At 62.6% G+C, this 13,581-nt stretch carries 12 protein-coding genes; 6 read left to right on the plus strand and 6 right to left on the minus strand.

The window, feature by feature from the left end:
• Window positions 1–97: 97 nt before the first annotated feature.
• Complete coding sequence (locus BT125_RS10680) at window positions 98–649, plus strand: thioesterase family protein (RefSeq protein ID WP_072406744.1); 552 nt, start codon at window positions 98–100, stop codon at window positions 647–649.
• Window positions 650–889: 240 nt separating this feature from the next.
• Entirely contained in the window at window positions 890–2,653 is a 1,764-nt protein-coding gene (locus BT125_RS10685) for an L-lactate permease (RefSeq protein WP_072406746.1), read from the plus strand.
• 163 nt (window positions 2,654–2,816) lie between these two features.
• Here the strand turns inward: BT125_RS10685 and BT125_RS10690 are convergent, their stop codons facing one another.
• Window positions 2,817–3,152, minus strand: coding sequence for a hypothetical protein (locus BT125_RS10690; RefSeq protein ID WP_072406748.1), 336 nt, complete (start codon window positions 3,150–3,152; stop codon window positions 2,817–2,819).
• A gap of 246 nt (window positions 3,153–3,398) precedes the next feature.
• On the opposite strand from BT125_RS10690, the gene BT125_RS10695 reads away from it, so the two are divergent.
• Window positions 3,399–4,055 (plus strand): polysaccharide lyase family 7 protein, encoded by a 657-nt coding sequence (locus BT125_RS10695; protein WP_072406750.1) that lies wholly within the window; start codon window positions 3,399–3,401, stop codon window positions 4,053–4,055.
• Between the two features lie 18 nt (window positions 4,056–4,073).
• On the opposite strand, the gene BT125_RS10700 is transcribed toward BT125_RS10695, so the two are convergent.
• The 3 genes from BT125_RS10700 to BT125_RS10710 form a co-directional block, all read right to left on the minus strand.
• On the minus strand, window positions 4,074–5,306 hold the full coding sequence (locus tag BT125_RS10700) for a nucleoside permease (RefSeq protein WP_072406752.1): 1,233 nt from the start codon (window positions 5,304–5,306) through the stop codon (window positions 4,074–4,076).
• An 86-nt stretch (window positions 5,307–5,392) separates the two neighbouring features.
• The gene (locus BT125_RS10705) at window positions 5,393–6,517 is read right to left on the minus strand and encodes a sugar phosphate isomerase/epimerase family protein (RefSeq protein WP_139271713.1); all 1,125 of its coding nucleotides are present in this window, start codon (window positions 6,515–6,517) and stop codon (window positions 5,393–5,395) included.
• The gene (locus BT125_RS10710) at window positions 6,481–7,656 is read right to left on the minus strand and encodes a Gfo/Idh/MocA family protein (protein ID WP_072406756.1); all 1,176 of its coding nucleotides are present in this window, start codon (window positions 7,654–7,656) and stop codon (window positions 6,481–6,483) included. Before BT125_RS10710 ends, BT125_RS10705 begins: the two co-directional genes overlap by 37 nt.
• Before the next feature lie 167 nt (window positions 7,657–7,823).
• Here BT125_RS10710 and BT125_RS10715 point away from each other — a divergent pair, with 167 nt between their 5' ends.
• The gene (locus BT125_RS10715) at window positions 7,824–8,828 is read left to right on the plus strand and encodes a LacI family DNA-binding transcriptional regulator (protein ID WP_072406758.1); all 1,005 of its coding nucleotides are present in this window, start codon (window positions 7,824–7,826) and stop codon (window positions 8,826–8,828) included.
• A gap of 173 nt (window positions 8,829–9,001) precedes the next feature.
• On the opposite strand, the gene BT125_RS10720 is transcribed toward BT125_RS10715, so the two are convergent.
• Complete coding sequence (locus tag BT125_RS10720) at window positions 9,002–10,093, minus strand: SMP-30/gluconolactonase/LRE family protein (protein WP_072406760.1); 1,092 nt, start codon at window positions 10,091–10,093, stop codon at window positions 9,002–9,004.
• Window positions 10,094–10,189: 96 nt separating this feature from the next.
• Window positions 10,190–11,314, minus strand: a complete 1,125-nt coding sequence (locus BT125_RS10725) for a sensor histidine kinase (RefSeq protein ID WP_072406762.1) — start codon at window positions 11,312–11,314, stop codon at window positions 10,190–10,192.
• Window positions 11,315–11,530: 216 nt separating this feature from the next.
• Here BT125_RS10725 and BT125_RS10730 point away from each other — a divergent pair, with 216 nt between their 5' ends.
• Together BT125_RS10730 and BT125_RS10735 are read left to right on the plus strand one after the other, a co-directional pair.
• A complete protein-coding gene (locus BT125_RS10730) occupies window positions 11,531–12,496 on the plus strand; it encodes an EamA family transporter (protein WP_072406764.1) in 966 nt (321 codons plus the stop codon).
• A 212-nt stretch (window positions 12,497–12,708) separates the two neighbouring features.
• Window positions 12,709–13,569 (plus strand): CAP domain-containing protein, encoded by an 861-nt coding sequence (locus tag BT125_RS10735; RefSeq protein ID WP_072406766.1) that lies wholly within the window; start codon window positions 12,709–12,711, stop codon window positions 13,567–13,569.
• Window positions 13,570–13,581 lie beyond the last annotated feature (12 nt).

The raw sequence follows: 13,581 nt of genomic DNA on the forward strand, positions 1-13,581 counted from the left end.
CAAATGCGCGATTGCCACACAAATCGTCATTTTCGCACCTAGCCCGCTCCCTGCACGGGGTCTAGAGTGCGCCGCTTTCCCTCTTCACGGCCTACTTATGAATCTCTGGTTCCGACTGTTGCTGATGCTGTTCCGCCGCCCGTGGCGCAAGCCGGCGGCGCCCTTGGGCACCACCGTGGTGCGCATGCGGGTATGGCCGCTGGACCTGGACCTCAATCGCCATGTCACCAACGGACGCTACTTCACATTGGCCGATGTGGGACGCATGGATTACGTGCTGCGCAGCGGCGCCTACAAAGTGGCGTTGCGCAACCGGGCGGTGCCTATCGTGGGGGATGTCTGGGGCAAGTTCAGGCGGGAGTTGAAACTGTTCGAGGCGTTCGAGGTGCACACCCGCCTGCTCGGCTGGGACGAAAAATGGACGTTCATGGAGCACCGTTTCATCAGCCAGGGACGTGTGGTCGGGGTGGTGATCATGCGCGGCCTGTTCCGCTCGGCCAAAGGCACGATTGCACCGGCTGAGTTCATCCGCGAGCTGGGCCTGGCCGAACAATCGCCAGCCATGCCTGACTGGCTGGTCGCCTGGTCGCAAAGCTGCGATGACTTGAGCCTCGGACTTCGCCTGGAGGAAGGTGAGCCCCCACGCTAGCCAGCACACCACTTACCTGTGGCGAGGGAGCTTGCTCCCGCTGGGTGGCGAAGCCGCCCCAAGAATTTGTGCTTAAACAAAAAACTTGGGCCTGCTGCGCAGTCCAGCGGGAGCAAGCTCCCTCGCCACAGGGTCTTACCCCAGGCCTCTGCGCCATTCCCCTCGCCAATCCCCGCCTATACTTCTCTGCCAATCCCCCCTGGGGCCTGCACTTCCAACAATAAAAAGCAGAGGTGGAACATGGTCTGGCAACAAGTCTACGATCCCTTCGGTAATGCGGTGCTGTCCACGCTCCTGGCGGCGGTTCCGGTGGTGGTGATGCTGGCGTCCCTGGCGTTCTTTCATGTCAAGGCACACCTGGCGGCCTTGCTGGCCCTGGCCTCGGCCTTGCTGATCGCGATTTTCGCCTTCGGCATGCCCGCTGGCATGGCTGGGTCTGCGGCGCTTTATGGCGCGGCCAACGGCCTGCTGCCCATCGGCTGGATCGTGCTCAACATCATTTTCCTGCACCGGCTGACCACCGAAAACGGTTCGTTCAAGGTCCTGCAGGATTCCCTCGCGCGCATCACCGACGACCGGCGTCTGCAACTGCTGTTGATCGCCTTTTGCTTCGGCGCGTTTTTCGAGGGTGCGGCGGGCTTCGGCACGCCGGTGGCGGTGACCGGGGCGATCCTGATCGGGCTGGGGTTCTCCCCCCTGGCCGCCTCGGGTCTGGCGCTGATCGCCAACACCGCGCCCGTGGCCTTCGGCGCCCTGGGCACGCCCATCATCACCTTGGCCAAAGTCACCGGGCTGGATGAAATGGAGCTGTCCATGATGGTCGGTCGGCAGTTGCCGTTTTTCTCGGTGCTGGTGCCGTTCTGGTTGATCTGGGCTTTCGCCGGGTGGCGCAAGATGCTGGAGGTCTGGCCGGCGATCCTGGTGGCCGGTGTCAGCTTCGCCATCCCGCAGTTCCTGGTGTCCAACTACCACGGGCCGATGCTGGTGGACGTCATCGCCGCGCTGATTTCCATGGCCTGCCTCACCGGTTTCCTGAAGGTCTGGAAACCGGCCACGGTGCACACCTCCGCCGCGCTGTCCGGGCGGGTCGACAACTCGAAGATTGATGTCAGCGAGGATGAGAAACCCGTCGCCAGCGCCGCGTTTTCCAGCGACACCCGCTCCGCCGTGGGGCGGGCCTGGATGCCGTGGATCATCCTTACGGTGTTCGTATTCGCCTGGGGTACCCAAGGCTTCAAGAACCTGTTCGACACCCGTCCGGCCATCGACCCCCAGACCCAATCGGCCAGACTGGATCCCCAAGGCAAGCCAATGCGCGAGGCCAATCCGATCTTCTCGCCCCTGGTGACCTTCGGCACCATTCACCAGCAGATCGAAAAAGTCCCGCCCGTGGTGCCCCAGCCTAAAACCGAGGAAGCGGTCTACAAGTTCAACTGGTTCACCTCCACGGGCAGCGGCATCTTCCTGGCCGCGATTCTCGGTGGCTTGCTGATGGGCTATTCCATTCCACAACTGCTGCACCACTACCTGCGAACGCTCTGGGTGGTGCGCTACTCGCTGATCACCATCGTGGCGATGTTGGCCCTGGGGTTCCTCACGCGGTATTCAGGCCTGGACGCGACCATGGGCCTGGCCTTCGCCGCCACGGGCATTTTCTACCCCATGTTCGGCACCCTGCTGGGCTGGCTCGGCGTGGCACTGACCGGCTCGGACACCGCCTCCAACGTGTTGTTTGGCGGCTTGCAACGGGTCACGTCCGAGCAACTGGGCATCAGCCCGGTGTTGATGGCTGCAGCCAACAGTTCCGGTGGGGTGATGGGCAAGATGGTCGACGCGCAGTCGATCGTGGTCGCCTCCACAGCGACCCGTTGGTACGGTCACGAAGGCGAAATCCTGCGCTACGTGTTTTTCCACTCGGTGGTGCTGGCGATTCTGGTGGGCGGGCTGGTGACGTTGCAGGCGTATGTGGCGCCGTTCACGCATATGGTGGTGGGAGGACAGTGATCGAGGATCCGGCAGATAGGGCTGTTGTGGCGAGGGAGCTTGCTCCCGCTGGGCTGCGAAGCGGCCCTTTTGCGATCGCTGCGCGATCGAGCGGGAGCAAGCTCCCTCGCCACAGGCAAGCGCCTTTACAACCGGCAGGCTCGCTTACCTTTGAAGCAGGGTGTCACTGAACGCTTTTCAGCTTGACCACATCACCGGACACCGAGGTGGTGTAGCCGGTCAGGACCCAGGCCCAGAACCAGTTTTCCTGGACTTGGGTGTTGATCATGGCGTCACCGCCCTTGGCCTTGATCGCCGCGGTCTGGGCGCGTACGAAACGGTTGTTCTGGCGGATCGGGATCAGGCCGAACAGCAGCAGGCCGGTGGCCTTGGCTTCACTGTGGCCGACAACGGTGTATTGGCTGCTGTCGTATTGCTGGGTTTTCATCGGGGTGCCGGTGCAACCCGCCAGGGCCAGGCCCAACAGTGTGCAGGCGACAACTTTGCTGATGTGATTCATTTGACGCTCCATGGGAAGACGCCCGGGATCCGTCTCTCGGGCGGCGCGTACTCTAACCGATCAGCAACAAATTGACACACGAAAATCCGCCCAATTCAGTGCCTGAAAGGCTCGCCGCAGAGCCATCCGTCAGGTGCGCCTCCAGCGAAGCAGCCCCCCGTCGATAACATGAAAACTGCGCCACGGAAGGCAGTTTCTGTCTTGATGGCCGCCAGGTAGCGGCCGGTCCCGTTGGAGGGTTTCATCATGATTGACCTGACTGTCTGGAACATTACCCTGCCCGTGCAAACGCCGGCGCAAGTCGTGGCGACCAAAGCCATGCCGACCCTGAAAAACAAGTATTTCGACAATAACGGCCAGCGGATCGTCTTCTGGGCGCCGGTCACTGGCTCTCATACCGGTAAAAGCGAGTACCCGCGCTCCGAACTGCGGGAAACCGGCAAGGACGGCAAGCTGCGCAACTGGCGCTACAACAGCGGCACCAATACCCTCAAGGGCACCCTGGCGGTGAACCAGGTACCTTCAGAAGGCCGGGTGGTGGTGGCGCAGATCCACGCCAAGGATGCCCCCACGCCGTTATTGAAACTGGTGTACCGCTACGCCAAGGGCACCGGCAATATCGACGTGGAATACCGGGTCAAGCCCAAGGACAAGAAAAGCCCGGTGATCTACACCGTGCCAAACGTGCCGCTGAACAAGGCCTTCTCCTATTCGCTGCAGATGGACAAGCAAGGCAAGCTCTCCGTGCTGATCGGCAGCACGGGCAAACAGGTGAAGTTGGACCCGTCCTGGTACAGCTATAACTTCTATTTCAAGGCCGGTGTCTACACCTTGGACAACAAGGGTTATTCCAACGAAGGCGGGAAAGTGACCTACACCAAGCTGGACGTCAGTCACAAATGACTGACGCCCAGCCCTGCTTCAAGCCTTTGACGGCGCAACGAGCGCCTGCTGGCCACGGAAGGTAAACAGGAAGCAGACCAACACCAGCAGCGCGAAACCGGCCGGGAACAGCCAGATGCTCTGCCAGTCATGACCGCCCGCCACGACAAAGTGATCGGTCACCTGCCCCGCCACCCAGAATCCGATCAGCATCCCCACGCCATAGGTCGCCAGGGTAATCAGGCCCTGGGCCGAGCTGCGAAAGCGCTCCGGAGCCTTGGCGTCGGTGTAGATCTGCCCCGAGACAAAAAAGAAGTCGTAGCAGATGCCATGCAGGGCAATACCGGTGAACAGCATGAACGCCAGGTCGCCGTTATTGCCGTAGGCGAACAACACGTAGCGCAACGCCCACGCCAACATGCCCACCAACAGCGCCAGCTTGATGCCAAAGCGCTGGATGAACAGCGGCAACAGCAGCATGAACAACACTTCCGAGACCTGCCCGATGGCCATTTTCGCCGTTGGGTTGGTCATCCCGGTTTCGGCCAGGAACGGGTTGGCATTCTGGTAATAGAACGCCAGGGGAATGCAGATCAGGATCGAGGCGATGAAGAACACCAGGTAGCTGCGATCCTTCAACAGCCCCAGCGCGTCCAGCCCCAGCAGTTGCTTGACGCCGCCCGCGCTGGCCTGTGCCTTGAGCGGCGCCGTGGCCGGTAGCGAGAAACTATAGAACCCCAGGACCAGAGACGCGATGGCCGCCATCAGGAACGTATTGCGCAAGCCGCCTGCCGAGATCGCTTCGCGCGAATCCCAGGCGAACACGAAGCTGATCACCACACCCGCGACGATCCAGCCAAGGGTGCCCCACACCCGGATGCGAGAGAACTCCAGCGCCGGATCGCGCATCTGCCGGAAGGCCACGGAATTGACCAGGGCCAGCGTCGGCATGTAGACCACCATGTACACCAGCACGTACGGGTAGAACACGCTGAAATCCGCCGCCGAATACAGCTGATACAGCAACACCGCGCCGAGCAGGTGCAACACCGCCAGGATACGTTCGGCGTTGAAGAAGCGGTCGGCGATCAGGCCAATGACGAACGGCGCAATGATCGCTCCCCACGATTGCGTGGAGAACGCCATGCCGATCTGCCCACCGCTGGCGCCCAGGGTGCTGGAGAGGAAGGTGCCGAGGGTGACGAACCAGCCACCCCAGATAAAGAACTGCAGGAACATCATCACGCTGAGGCGTGCATTCATCGTGGTCATGACCGTCACCGTTTTATTGTTGTTCTTGTTGAAATGGAGTTTTGCAGAGCCCCTGTGGCGAGGGGATTTATCCCCTCGCCACAGGGTTATGTCATTGGCATTGGGGGCAAGCCCAACAACCGCCGGTTGGAATCCTCATCCGCCGTGACGCTGGCGAAATCGTCGAACGCCTTGCCGGTCTTGCTGATCATGTGCCGCTGGATGAACGCCGCCCCTTCTGCGGCGCCCTGTTGCGAATCCTTCAGGCAACATTCCCATTCCAGGACCGCCCAACCGCTGAAATCGTATTGGGTCAGCTTGCTGAAAATCGATTTGAAATCGATCTGGCCATCGCCCAACGAACGGAACCGCCCGGGACGATCGACCCAGCCCTGGTAGCCGCCGTACACCCCGGAACGGGCATCGGGGCGGAACTCGGCGTCCTTGACGTGGAACATGCGGATACGTGAGTGGTAACGGTCGATGAAGCCCAGGTAGTCCATTTGTTGCAGCAGCAGATGACTGGGATCGTAGAGAATCGCCGCCCGCGGGTGATGATCGACCGCCTCCAGGAAACGTTCGAACGAGGCGCCGTCGTGGAGGTCTTCGCCGGGGTGGATTTCGTAGCACAGGTCCACCCCCGCCGCGTCGAAGGCATCGAGAATCGGCAACCAGCGTCGGGCCAGTTCGGCGAAGCCCTGCTCCACCAGTCCCGCCGGCCGCTGCGGCCAGGGGTAGAGATACGGCCACAGCAGCGCGCCGGAAAACGTCGCATGGGCCTTGAGACCCAGCCGCTGGCTGGCGCGGGCGGCCAGCTTGAGTTGCTCGATCGCCCACTCGGTCCGCGCCTGGGGCTGGCCACGCAAATGGGCCGGGGCGAAGTCATCGAACAGCGCGTCGAACGCCGGGTGCACCGCCACCAACTGGCCTTGCAGGTGCGTCGATAACTCGCTGATCTCGACACCAGCCTGGGCACAGGTGGCCTTGAGCTCATCGCAATAGGCCTGGCTCTCGGCGGCCCGGGCCAAGTCAATGTATTGCGTGCCCGATGTCGGCAGTTGAATGGCCTTGTAGCCTTGTGAAGCGGCCCACTGGGCGATGTTGGCCAGGGTGTCGAACGGGGCTTCGGCGGACATGAACTGCGCCAGGAAAATGCCTGGGCCGCGCAGGCCGCTCGGTGTCTTGTCGAGGGTATTCACAACAGGGATGCTCCGGTTTGCACGGCGGTCCATTTCGCGTCGCCACGGTGGTTGAGGATGGCGGCCTCGATGAACGCCATGCCACGCAAGCCGGTCTCGATGCCCGGTACGCCCGGGGCGTCGGGGCCTTCGACATGGCTGCGAATGGCGTGGGCGAAATCACCGTAGAGGTTGGCCATGGCTTCCAGGTAGCCCTCGGGATGCCCGGCCGGCAGACGCATGCGCCGCGTGGCCGCCTCGCACAGCCACGGCTGGCCAACGCCGCTACGCAGGATGCGCAAAGGCTGGTCGAAGGCGCGATGGATCAGGCTCGCCGGTTCTTCCTGGCGCCACTCCAAGGCGCCTTTGTCGCCGTAGACGCGAATCTTCAGCGGGTTCTCTTCGCCGGTGCAGACCTGACTTGCGATCAACACACCGCTGGCGCCACCCGCCATCTTGAACAGCATCGCCGCATCGTCATCCAGTTGCCGCCCCGGGACGTGCGTGCCCAACGCCGCGCATAGCTGCTGGATCGGTTGGTCCGCGACGAATTCGGCCAGGGAAAACGCATGGGTACCAATGTCGCCGATGCAACCGCCCAGGCCGGACTGGCCGGGATCGTCGCGCCACTCGGCCTGCTTATTGCCTTGGGCGGCGACATCCTGGCTGAGCCAGCCTTGGGGGTACTCGACCAGCACTTTGCGCACCCGGCCGATCACGCCCGAGCGCACCATGTCCCGGGCCTGCCACACCATGGGATAGCCCAGATAGGTGTGGGCCAGGCCATAGAGACAACGGCTGCCCTGCAGCACCTCGCGCAGGGCCAGCAGTTCCTTGAGGTCCAGCGCGGCGGGCTTCTCGCTGAACACATGGAAACCGGCTTTCAAGGCCTGGCTGGCGATGGGTGCATGAAGATGATTCGGGGTGACGATGACCAGCAACTCCATGCGCTGATCAAGCGGCAGCAGCGCTTCGGTGTCGAGCATTTGCTGCCAGTCGTGATAACAACGGGACGTGGCCAGGCCCAGGGCCGTACCCGCCTGCCGAGTGTTGTGCGGATCGCGGCTGAACGCGCCGCACACCAGTTCGAAACCGCCGTCCAGGCCCGCGGCCTGACGGTGAGCCTGGCCGATGAAAGCGCCCTCTCCACCGCCGACGAAGCCCATTCTTATTTTCGGTGCTACAGGATTCATCGCGATTCTCTTCCTGTCAGGATGATGATGTAACCGGTTACATCATGGCGGAAATCTAGGCTCAGTTTTCCCGCGTGTCAAACTCACAGGGTTCACCGTGGAATATTTGTGAGGCGCTCAACCTGCGGTAAGCTCCCCCACCGTACCCCCTGTTCCCCGAGGTGATTTTGTCCAACATTCGTGAGGTGGCCCGGCTGGCGGGTGTTTCGGTGGCCACGGTGTCCAGAACCCTGAAATCGCCCGAGCGGGTACTCCCCGAAACACGGGACAAGGTCAACGCGGCAGTGGAACAGGCTGGCTATCGGCCCAACCTGATGGCGGTGCAATTCCGCTCCCGCCGGACCGGCAACCTAGTGATCCTGGTACCGGCCATCGCCAACACGTTTTTCGCCCGGGTCATCAGTGGCGCGCAACAGGCTGCGCAGGCGGCGGGTTATCGATTGCTGTTGTGCGACACCCAGGGTCGGGCGCAGATCGAGCGGGAATTCGCCGCCCTGGTCTACGCCCACCAGGCCGACGGGGTGATCCAGTTGCGTGCCAGCGATCCGTTCGAATCGATGCCCACTGGCGCCGACAGCCTGCCGCTGGTCAACGCCTGCGAAGTGGTCAAAGGTGCCCCCTACCCGACCATCAGCCTCGACAACCGAGCCGCCGCCCAGGCCATGACCGAACACCTGATCGGCCTCGGCCATCGCCGCATAGGCATCATCAAGGGACCACGCAGCAGCCCCCTGACCCTGGACCGCGTGGCTGGCTACCAGGATGCCCTGCACCAGGCTGGCATCGTCGTCGACCCCAGCCTGATCTGCCATGGCGACTTCACCTTGAAGGCCGGTGACGACGGTGCCGGTGCGATGCTGGCGCTGGCCGATCGACCCAGTGCGCTGTTCTGTGAAAACGACGAAATGGCCATCGGCGCCCTCAGGCGCATCAAGCTAATGGGCTTGCGAGTGCCCGAGGACATTTCCCTGGTGGGCTTTGACGACATCCCGTTCGCCGCCTATTGCGACCCGCCCCTGACGACCATTTCGCAGCCTGCCGAGATCTTTGGGCAAAAAGCGGTGGAGATGCTGATTGCCCTGATCGAGAAAAAGCCGATTGCCGAACGGCATGTGGTGTTGCCGTTTGAATTGACGGTGCGGGGCAGTACGGCCCCTAGAGCCAGACAGTAAGTGGAACCCGTGGCGAGGGAGCTTGCTCCCGCTGGGGCGCGAAGCGGCCCCGAATGAAGCTGCTTGAATCAACCAGACACACCGCGCTGCCTGGTTGAGGGGCTGCTACGCAGCCCAGCGGGAGCAAGCTCCCTCGCCACAAAGTCCATCAACGCCAAGGGTGAGTGTTTCACTCAGGCAAACGTCGCCCCCCGTGTATTCACGAACAGTGAATACAACGAGTGACTGCCGGCCATGAACAACCGATTGCCTTCCCGACCGCCGAAGCAGACGTTGGGGCAACGCTCCGGCAGGGAGATGTGCCCGATGGCCTTGCCTTCGGGATTGAACACCCGCACGCCGTCGAGTTTTTCCAGATCGGCCTTGGGGTCGCCGTTGCCGCCCCAGCCGCACCAGAGATTGCCGCTTTCATCGCACTTGATCCCATCGATCGCCGCGTAATCCAAGCCTTCGATGTGCTTGCGCCGCTCGCCCAGGGTGCCGTCGTCTTTGACGGCGATGGCCCAGATCAAGCGGTTGGGCTTGGCCCGGCCTTCGACCACGTAGAGGATTTTTTCGTCCGGGGAAAAGCACAACCCGTTCGGCCCCGCCAGGTCGTCGATCACCCGGCTGACCTTGCCGGTTTCGCCGTCGATGCGGTACACCGCGTGGGGCTGGACGGGCGTGACTTTGTGCCCCTCGTAGTTGTTGCCGGTCTGGAACGGCGGGTCGGTGAACCAGACCGAACCGTCCCGCTTGCAGACGATGTCGTTGGGCGAGTTGAAAGGCTTGCCCTCGAAACTGTCCGCCAGCACGGTGAGGGTGCCGTTGTGTTCGGTGCGGGTGATGCGTCGGCCTTCGCTGGAGGTGGTGGAGCCTTCGCACACCAGCAGCCGCCCCTGGCGATCGCGGCACATGCCGTTGGAGAAATTGGCATTCTCTCGGTACACCGACAGACCGCCGGTGATTTCATCCCAGCGCACGATGCGGTTGTTGGGAATGTCACTGACCAGCAGGTACCGCCCGTCACCGACCCACACGGGCCCTTCGGCCCAACGCAGGCCGGTGGCGAGCTTCTCCACGCTGGCGTTGAAAATACGCAAGTCCATGAAGCTGGGGTCAAGGATATTGATGAGTGGGTCCGGGTAACGCTGGCTCAAGGGCTCGGCCTGGGCGAGCCCGGGCAGGTTGCCAAGGGTGGCGGCGGCGGCCGAGACCACCAAGGTTTTTTTCAGGAATACCCGCCGGCCCTGGTCGCCGGCAGTTGCAGCGTGCGAAACATCCATCGTGCGTCTCCGTTAATTATTATTGGACGGGACGACAGTTTTACCCTGTGATAAGACATCGTACAAGATCACCAGCGTGCTCAACCGGATAATCGATCAGTCCGGGTGCAGCGGTATACGCACGGTAAAGGTCGTTCCGACTCGCGCCCTGGAATGCACGTCGATGGTGCCCTTATGGGCGGATACGATCGCCGAGGCGATGTGCAGGCCCAGTCCGAGCCCGGCCGTGGAACCGTACTGCGTTTCACGCAGATTGCGGACCATCGGGTTGAAGATTCTGGCAATGGCATCTTTCTCGATAGGCTTGCCCTGGTTGTTGATCGCAATCACTGCCATATCCTCTTCAGCGCTCAACGAAACGGTAATCGGCGTGCCCTCGGCGCCATGCTGGACGGCATTGCCGATCAGGTTGGAGAACACCTGCTCCATGCGGGCCTGATCAAACAGCCCCTCCAGAGCGCCGGTCGTTTCAAAGATGATTTCGCTTTCCGGGTGATACGCCCGCGCCTCCTCCACCATGCCTTCGCAGGCCGCCACCAGATCGCCGTTGAAGCGCCGCACCGGAATACCCGAGCCGAGTTGGGTACGGGTGAAATCCAGCAGATCGCCGACGATTTTGTTGGCCCGCTTGACGCTGGTGTAGATGCGCGAAGAAATCTTGGTGACTTTGGCGGGCAGGTCCCCCGCCCGCAGCAGCACTTCGGAACTCAGCAGGATCGCACCCAAGGGGCTGCGCAGGTCATGCCCGAGAATCCCCAGAAAGATGTTGCGCGACGCGTCCACCGCCCCGGAGTAGCTGACGAGAGACTCGGCCAAGGCCTGGTCCACGGCCTCGTTGAAGCGAATCAGATCGTCCATGACCTGCTTGTGATCCAACTGCGTATGCGGCATCCAGAGCATGAGCACGCTGGTGCGCAGGGCCCGGTATTCGGAGACCATTTGCTCCACGGTGAAACCGGAGGACTGGCGGATCACCGCATGGGTTTCGGCGGCGGTTTCGGTGTCCGTCGTCGGCGCCTCCCCGTGGGATTTGGCAATCGCCTCTTTGCGCGTTTGCGAGGTGCGCAGGTCGGCAGCGATGGTGCGCAGCATCTGTTCGGCATGATCGCGCAGGGCAATGGAATCCATGCCAATGGACGCGGGGGTGATGGTTTTGGCGAAGTCTTCCCACGCCTGAAGAATCGGCTCGATATTGTCGAGAATGAAATCAGCCAGGCGCATGAGTTGTTCCGTAAAAAGGGCAAGGCTGTAAACGACACAGCGGCAAGATTGTTGTACAGCAAAGCGCCAGACAATGTGCGAGACATACGATGTGGCGAGGGAGCTTGTCTGTTACCACCCTATGGGGTACAAAGTTTTTAGTTGTACGACAACCCATAACTAAAAATAGCCGGTCCGAGGCCTTTTGCCTTGGCGGCCGCCTTCGAGACACCTGCCATGGCCCGTTCCACCGCTATACCCGCTCCCCCCGCGCCGTTACCCCGCCACCTCGCGGTGCTCGTTCTGCTGTGCATGGGCTGTGCCTTCGCCGGCAACCATGTCGCCGCCCGGGCTGCCTTCGACGATGGTGCCGGGGTGCTGCTGGCGATCCTGCTGCGCTCGGGCGGCACGCTGCTGGTGTTGACAGCGATGGTACTCTGGCAACGCCAGCGTCTGCGCCTACCGCCCGGTGCGTGGCGTTGGCAATTGACCCTGGGGTTGTTGATCGGCGCCCAGAGCCTGTGCCTGTACTCCGCCGTAGCGCGCGTGCCGGTGGCGTTGGCCTTGTTGGTGGGCAATGTGTTTCCGATCCTGCTGGCCTTGCTGACCTGGGCGCTGGGCGGGCCACGCCCAACGGCGCGCACCGCCGCGTTGATGGGCATGATCCTGGTGGGGCTGGTGTTCGTGCTGGAAGTACCGGCACGCTTAGCCTCTGGGCAGGACGTCGGCCCGCAATGGTTGCTCGGGGTGGGCCTGGCCTTCTGCGCCGCCTGCGTGTTCGCCTGCGCGCTGTGGATCACCGACCACAAGTTGTCCCAGGTGCGCGGTTCGGTACGCAGCCTGTTGACGATTTTCATCGTGTTCAGCAGCGTCAACCTCGCCGGCCTGACCGGTGCCCTGCCCGGCGGTTTCGACCTGCCGGCCAGCAGCACCGGCTGGCTCGCTCTGGCGACCCTGGTGGTGCTCTATGGCACCGGGTTCATCGTGCTGTTCATTTCCGTGCCCCGCCTGGACATGCCACGTAACGCTCCGGTGATGAACATCGAACCGCTCGCGACACTGCTGATCGGCTGGCTGGTGCTGGACCAGATGCTCAACCCGGGCCAGGTGATGGGCGGCGCGATCGTGGTGACCGGCATCGTGTTGCTGACCTATCGCAAGGTTGAGCGGGCCAAGGTGCCTGTGGCTGAAACGGCGAATTGAACTGACCGAACTCATTGTGCCGAGTGGGTTTTCCCCTCGCCACAATGAGCCGGGCCAGCTCGCAGATAGTCTTTGTCTTCCGGAAACTTGTTTCCAAACCCACAGTCCTACCCCAGCCGTGAAAACCTAGCCAACCTGCGGCCACGGTTTTTCCAGCTGATCGGCGCCAAGCTTGGCGCTAAAGCAACTCCCTCTCTTGAGCCGTTCGCCCCATGCGCCACCTTGTTCGCTCTTGCCGTTTCGTTTCGCTGTGCCTGCTTGCCTTGTTTCCCTTATTCACCAGCCCCGCCCATGCGCGCGGCGAAAGGCAACTGGTGGACGCCATCAACGACTTCCGCAGCCAGACCCGCCGTTGTGAATGGCGCACGGTGCGCGCCACGCAGCCGCTGGTGCTGCGTGCGAACCTGGCTTTGCCGATCGGCTTTCGCGGTGGCCTGCGGGAAACCTTGCAGGACGCCGGCTATCAAGCCCGGGCCGTGCGCAGCATCCGCCTGACCGATGCACGGGATGCCGAAGAGGCCTTCGAGAGGTTGGCGGACGAGCATTGCGCGGCGCTGCTGGACGACCAGTACGCCGATATCGGCATCAATCGGGTCGGTGACGAGTGGCGCCTGGTGCTGGCGCAGCCCATGGGTGGCACGCGGATGAGCGACGAGGGTTCGGCGGACAAGACGCTGCTGGCCCAGGTCAACGCCGCCAGGGCCAAGCCACGGATGTGCGGGCGCCAGCGCTTCGCGGCGGCTCGGCCGCTGAGCTGGAACGCCGCGTTGGGAACGGCCGCCCAAGGCCACAGCCGGTCGATGGCCCAGGACAATTATTTCGCTCATCGCGACCCGGACGGTCGCTCCACCTCTGATCGCGCCAGGAGCGCCGGCTTTCGCGGGCGTAAATTGGGCGAGAACATCGCCGCCGGCCAACGCTCACCGAGCCAGGCCCTGCACGATTGGCTCGCCAGCCCCGGACACTGCGCCAACCTGATGAACCCGATGTTCACCCAGATGGGCGCAGCGTCGGCCAGCGACTCGCGCAGCGATGCGGGGGTGTACTGGACGATGGTGCTTGGCGCGCCGTGAAAAACCATCCTC

Origin of the sequence: Pseudomonas sp. NFACC04-2 (assembly GCF_900119265.1) — a bacterium.
Classification (GTDB): domain Bacteria; phylum Pseudomonadota; class Gammaproteobacteria; order Pseudomonadales; family Pseudomonadaceae; genus Aquipseudomonas; species Aquipseudomonas fluorescens_AA.

What these genes read in the sequence shown, in the direction of transcription:
- BT125_RS10725 (WP_072406762.1), bottom strand. Translation starts at nt 11,314, where the DNA reads ATGCGCCTGGCTGATTTCATTCTCGACAATATCGAGCCGATTCTTCAG.
- BT125_RS10705 (WP_139271713.1), bottom strand. Translation starts at nt 6,517, where the DNA reads ATGGACCGCCGTGCAAACCGGAGCATCCCTGTTGTGAATACCCTCGAC.
- BT125_RS10690 (WP_072406748.1), bottom strand. Translation starts at nt 3,152, where the DNA reads ATGAATCACATCAGCAAAGTTGTCGCCTGCACACTGTTGGGCCTGGCC.
- BT125_RS10730 (WP_072406764.1), top strand. Translation starts at nt 11,531, where the DNA reads ATGGCCCGTTCCACCGCTATACCCGCTCCCCCCGCGCCGTTACCCCGC.
- BT125_RS10685 (WP_072406746.1), top strand. Translation starts at nt 890, where the DNA reads ATGGTCTGGCAACAAGTCTACGATCCCTTCGGTAATGCGGTGCTGTCC.
- BT125_RS10710 (WP_072406756.1), bottom strand. Translation starts at nt 7,656, where the DNA reads ATGAATCCTGTAGCACCGAAAATAAGAATGGGCTTCGTCGGCGGTGGA.
- BT125_RS10735 (WP_072406766.1), top strand. Translation starts at nt 12,709, where the DNA reads ATGCGCCACCTTGTTCGCTCTTGCCGTTTCGTTTCGCTGTGCCTGCTT.
- BT125_RS10695 (WP_072406750.1), top strand. Translation starts at nt 3,399, where the DNA reads ATGATTGACCTGACTGTCTGGAACATTACCCTGCCCGTGCAAACGCCG.
- BT125_RS10720 (WP_072406760.1), bottom strand. Translation starts at nt 10,093, where the DNA reads ATGGATGTTTCGCACGCTGCAACTGCCGGCGACCAGGGCCGGCGGGTA.
- BT125_RS10680 (WP_072406744.1), top strand. Translation starts at nt 98, where the DNA reads ATGAATCTCTGGTTCCGACTGTTGCTGATGCTGTTCCGCCGCCCGTGG.
- BT125_RS10700 (WP_072406752.1), bottom strand. Translation starts at nt 5,306, where the DNA reads ATGACCACGATGAATGCACGCCTCAGCGTGATGATGTTCCTGCAGTTC.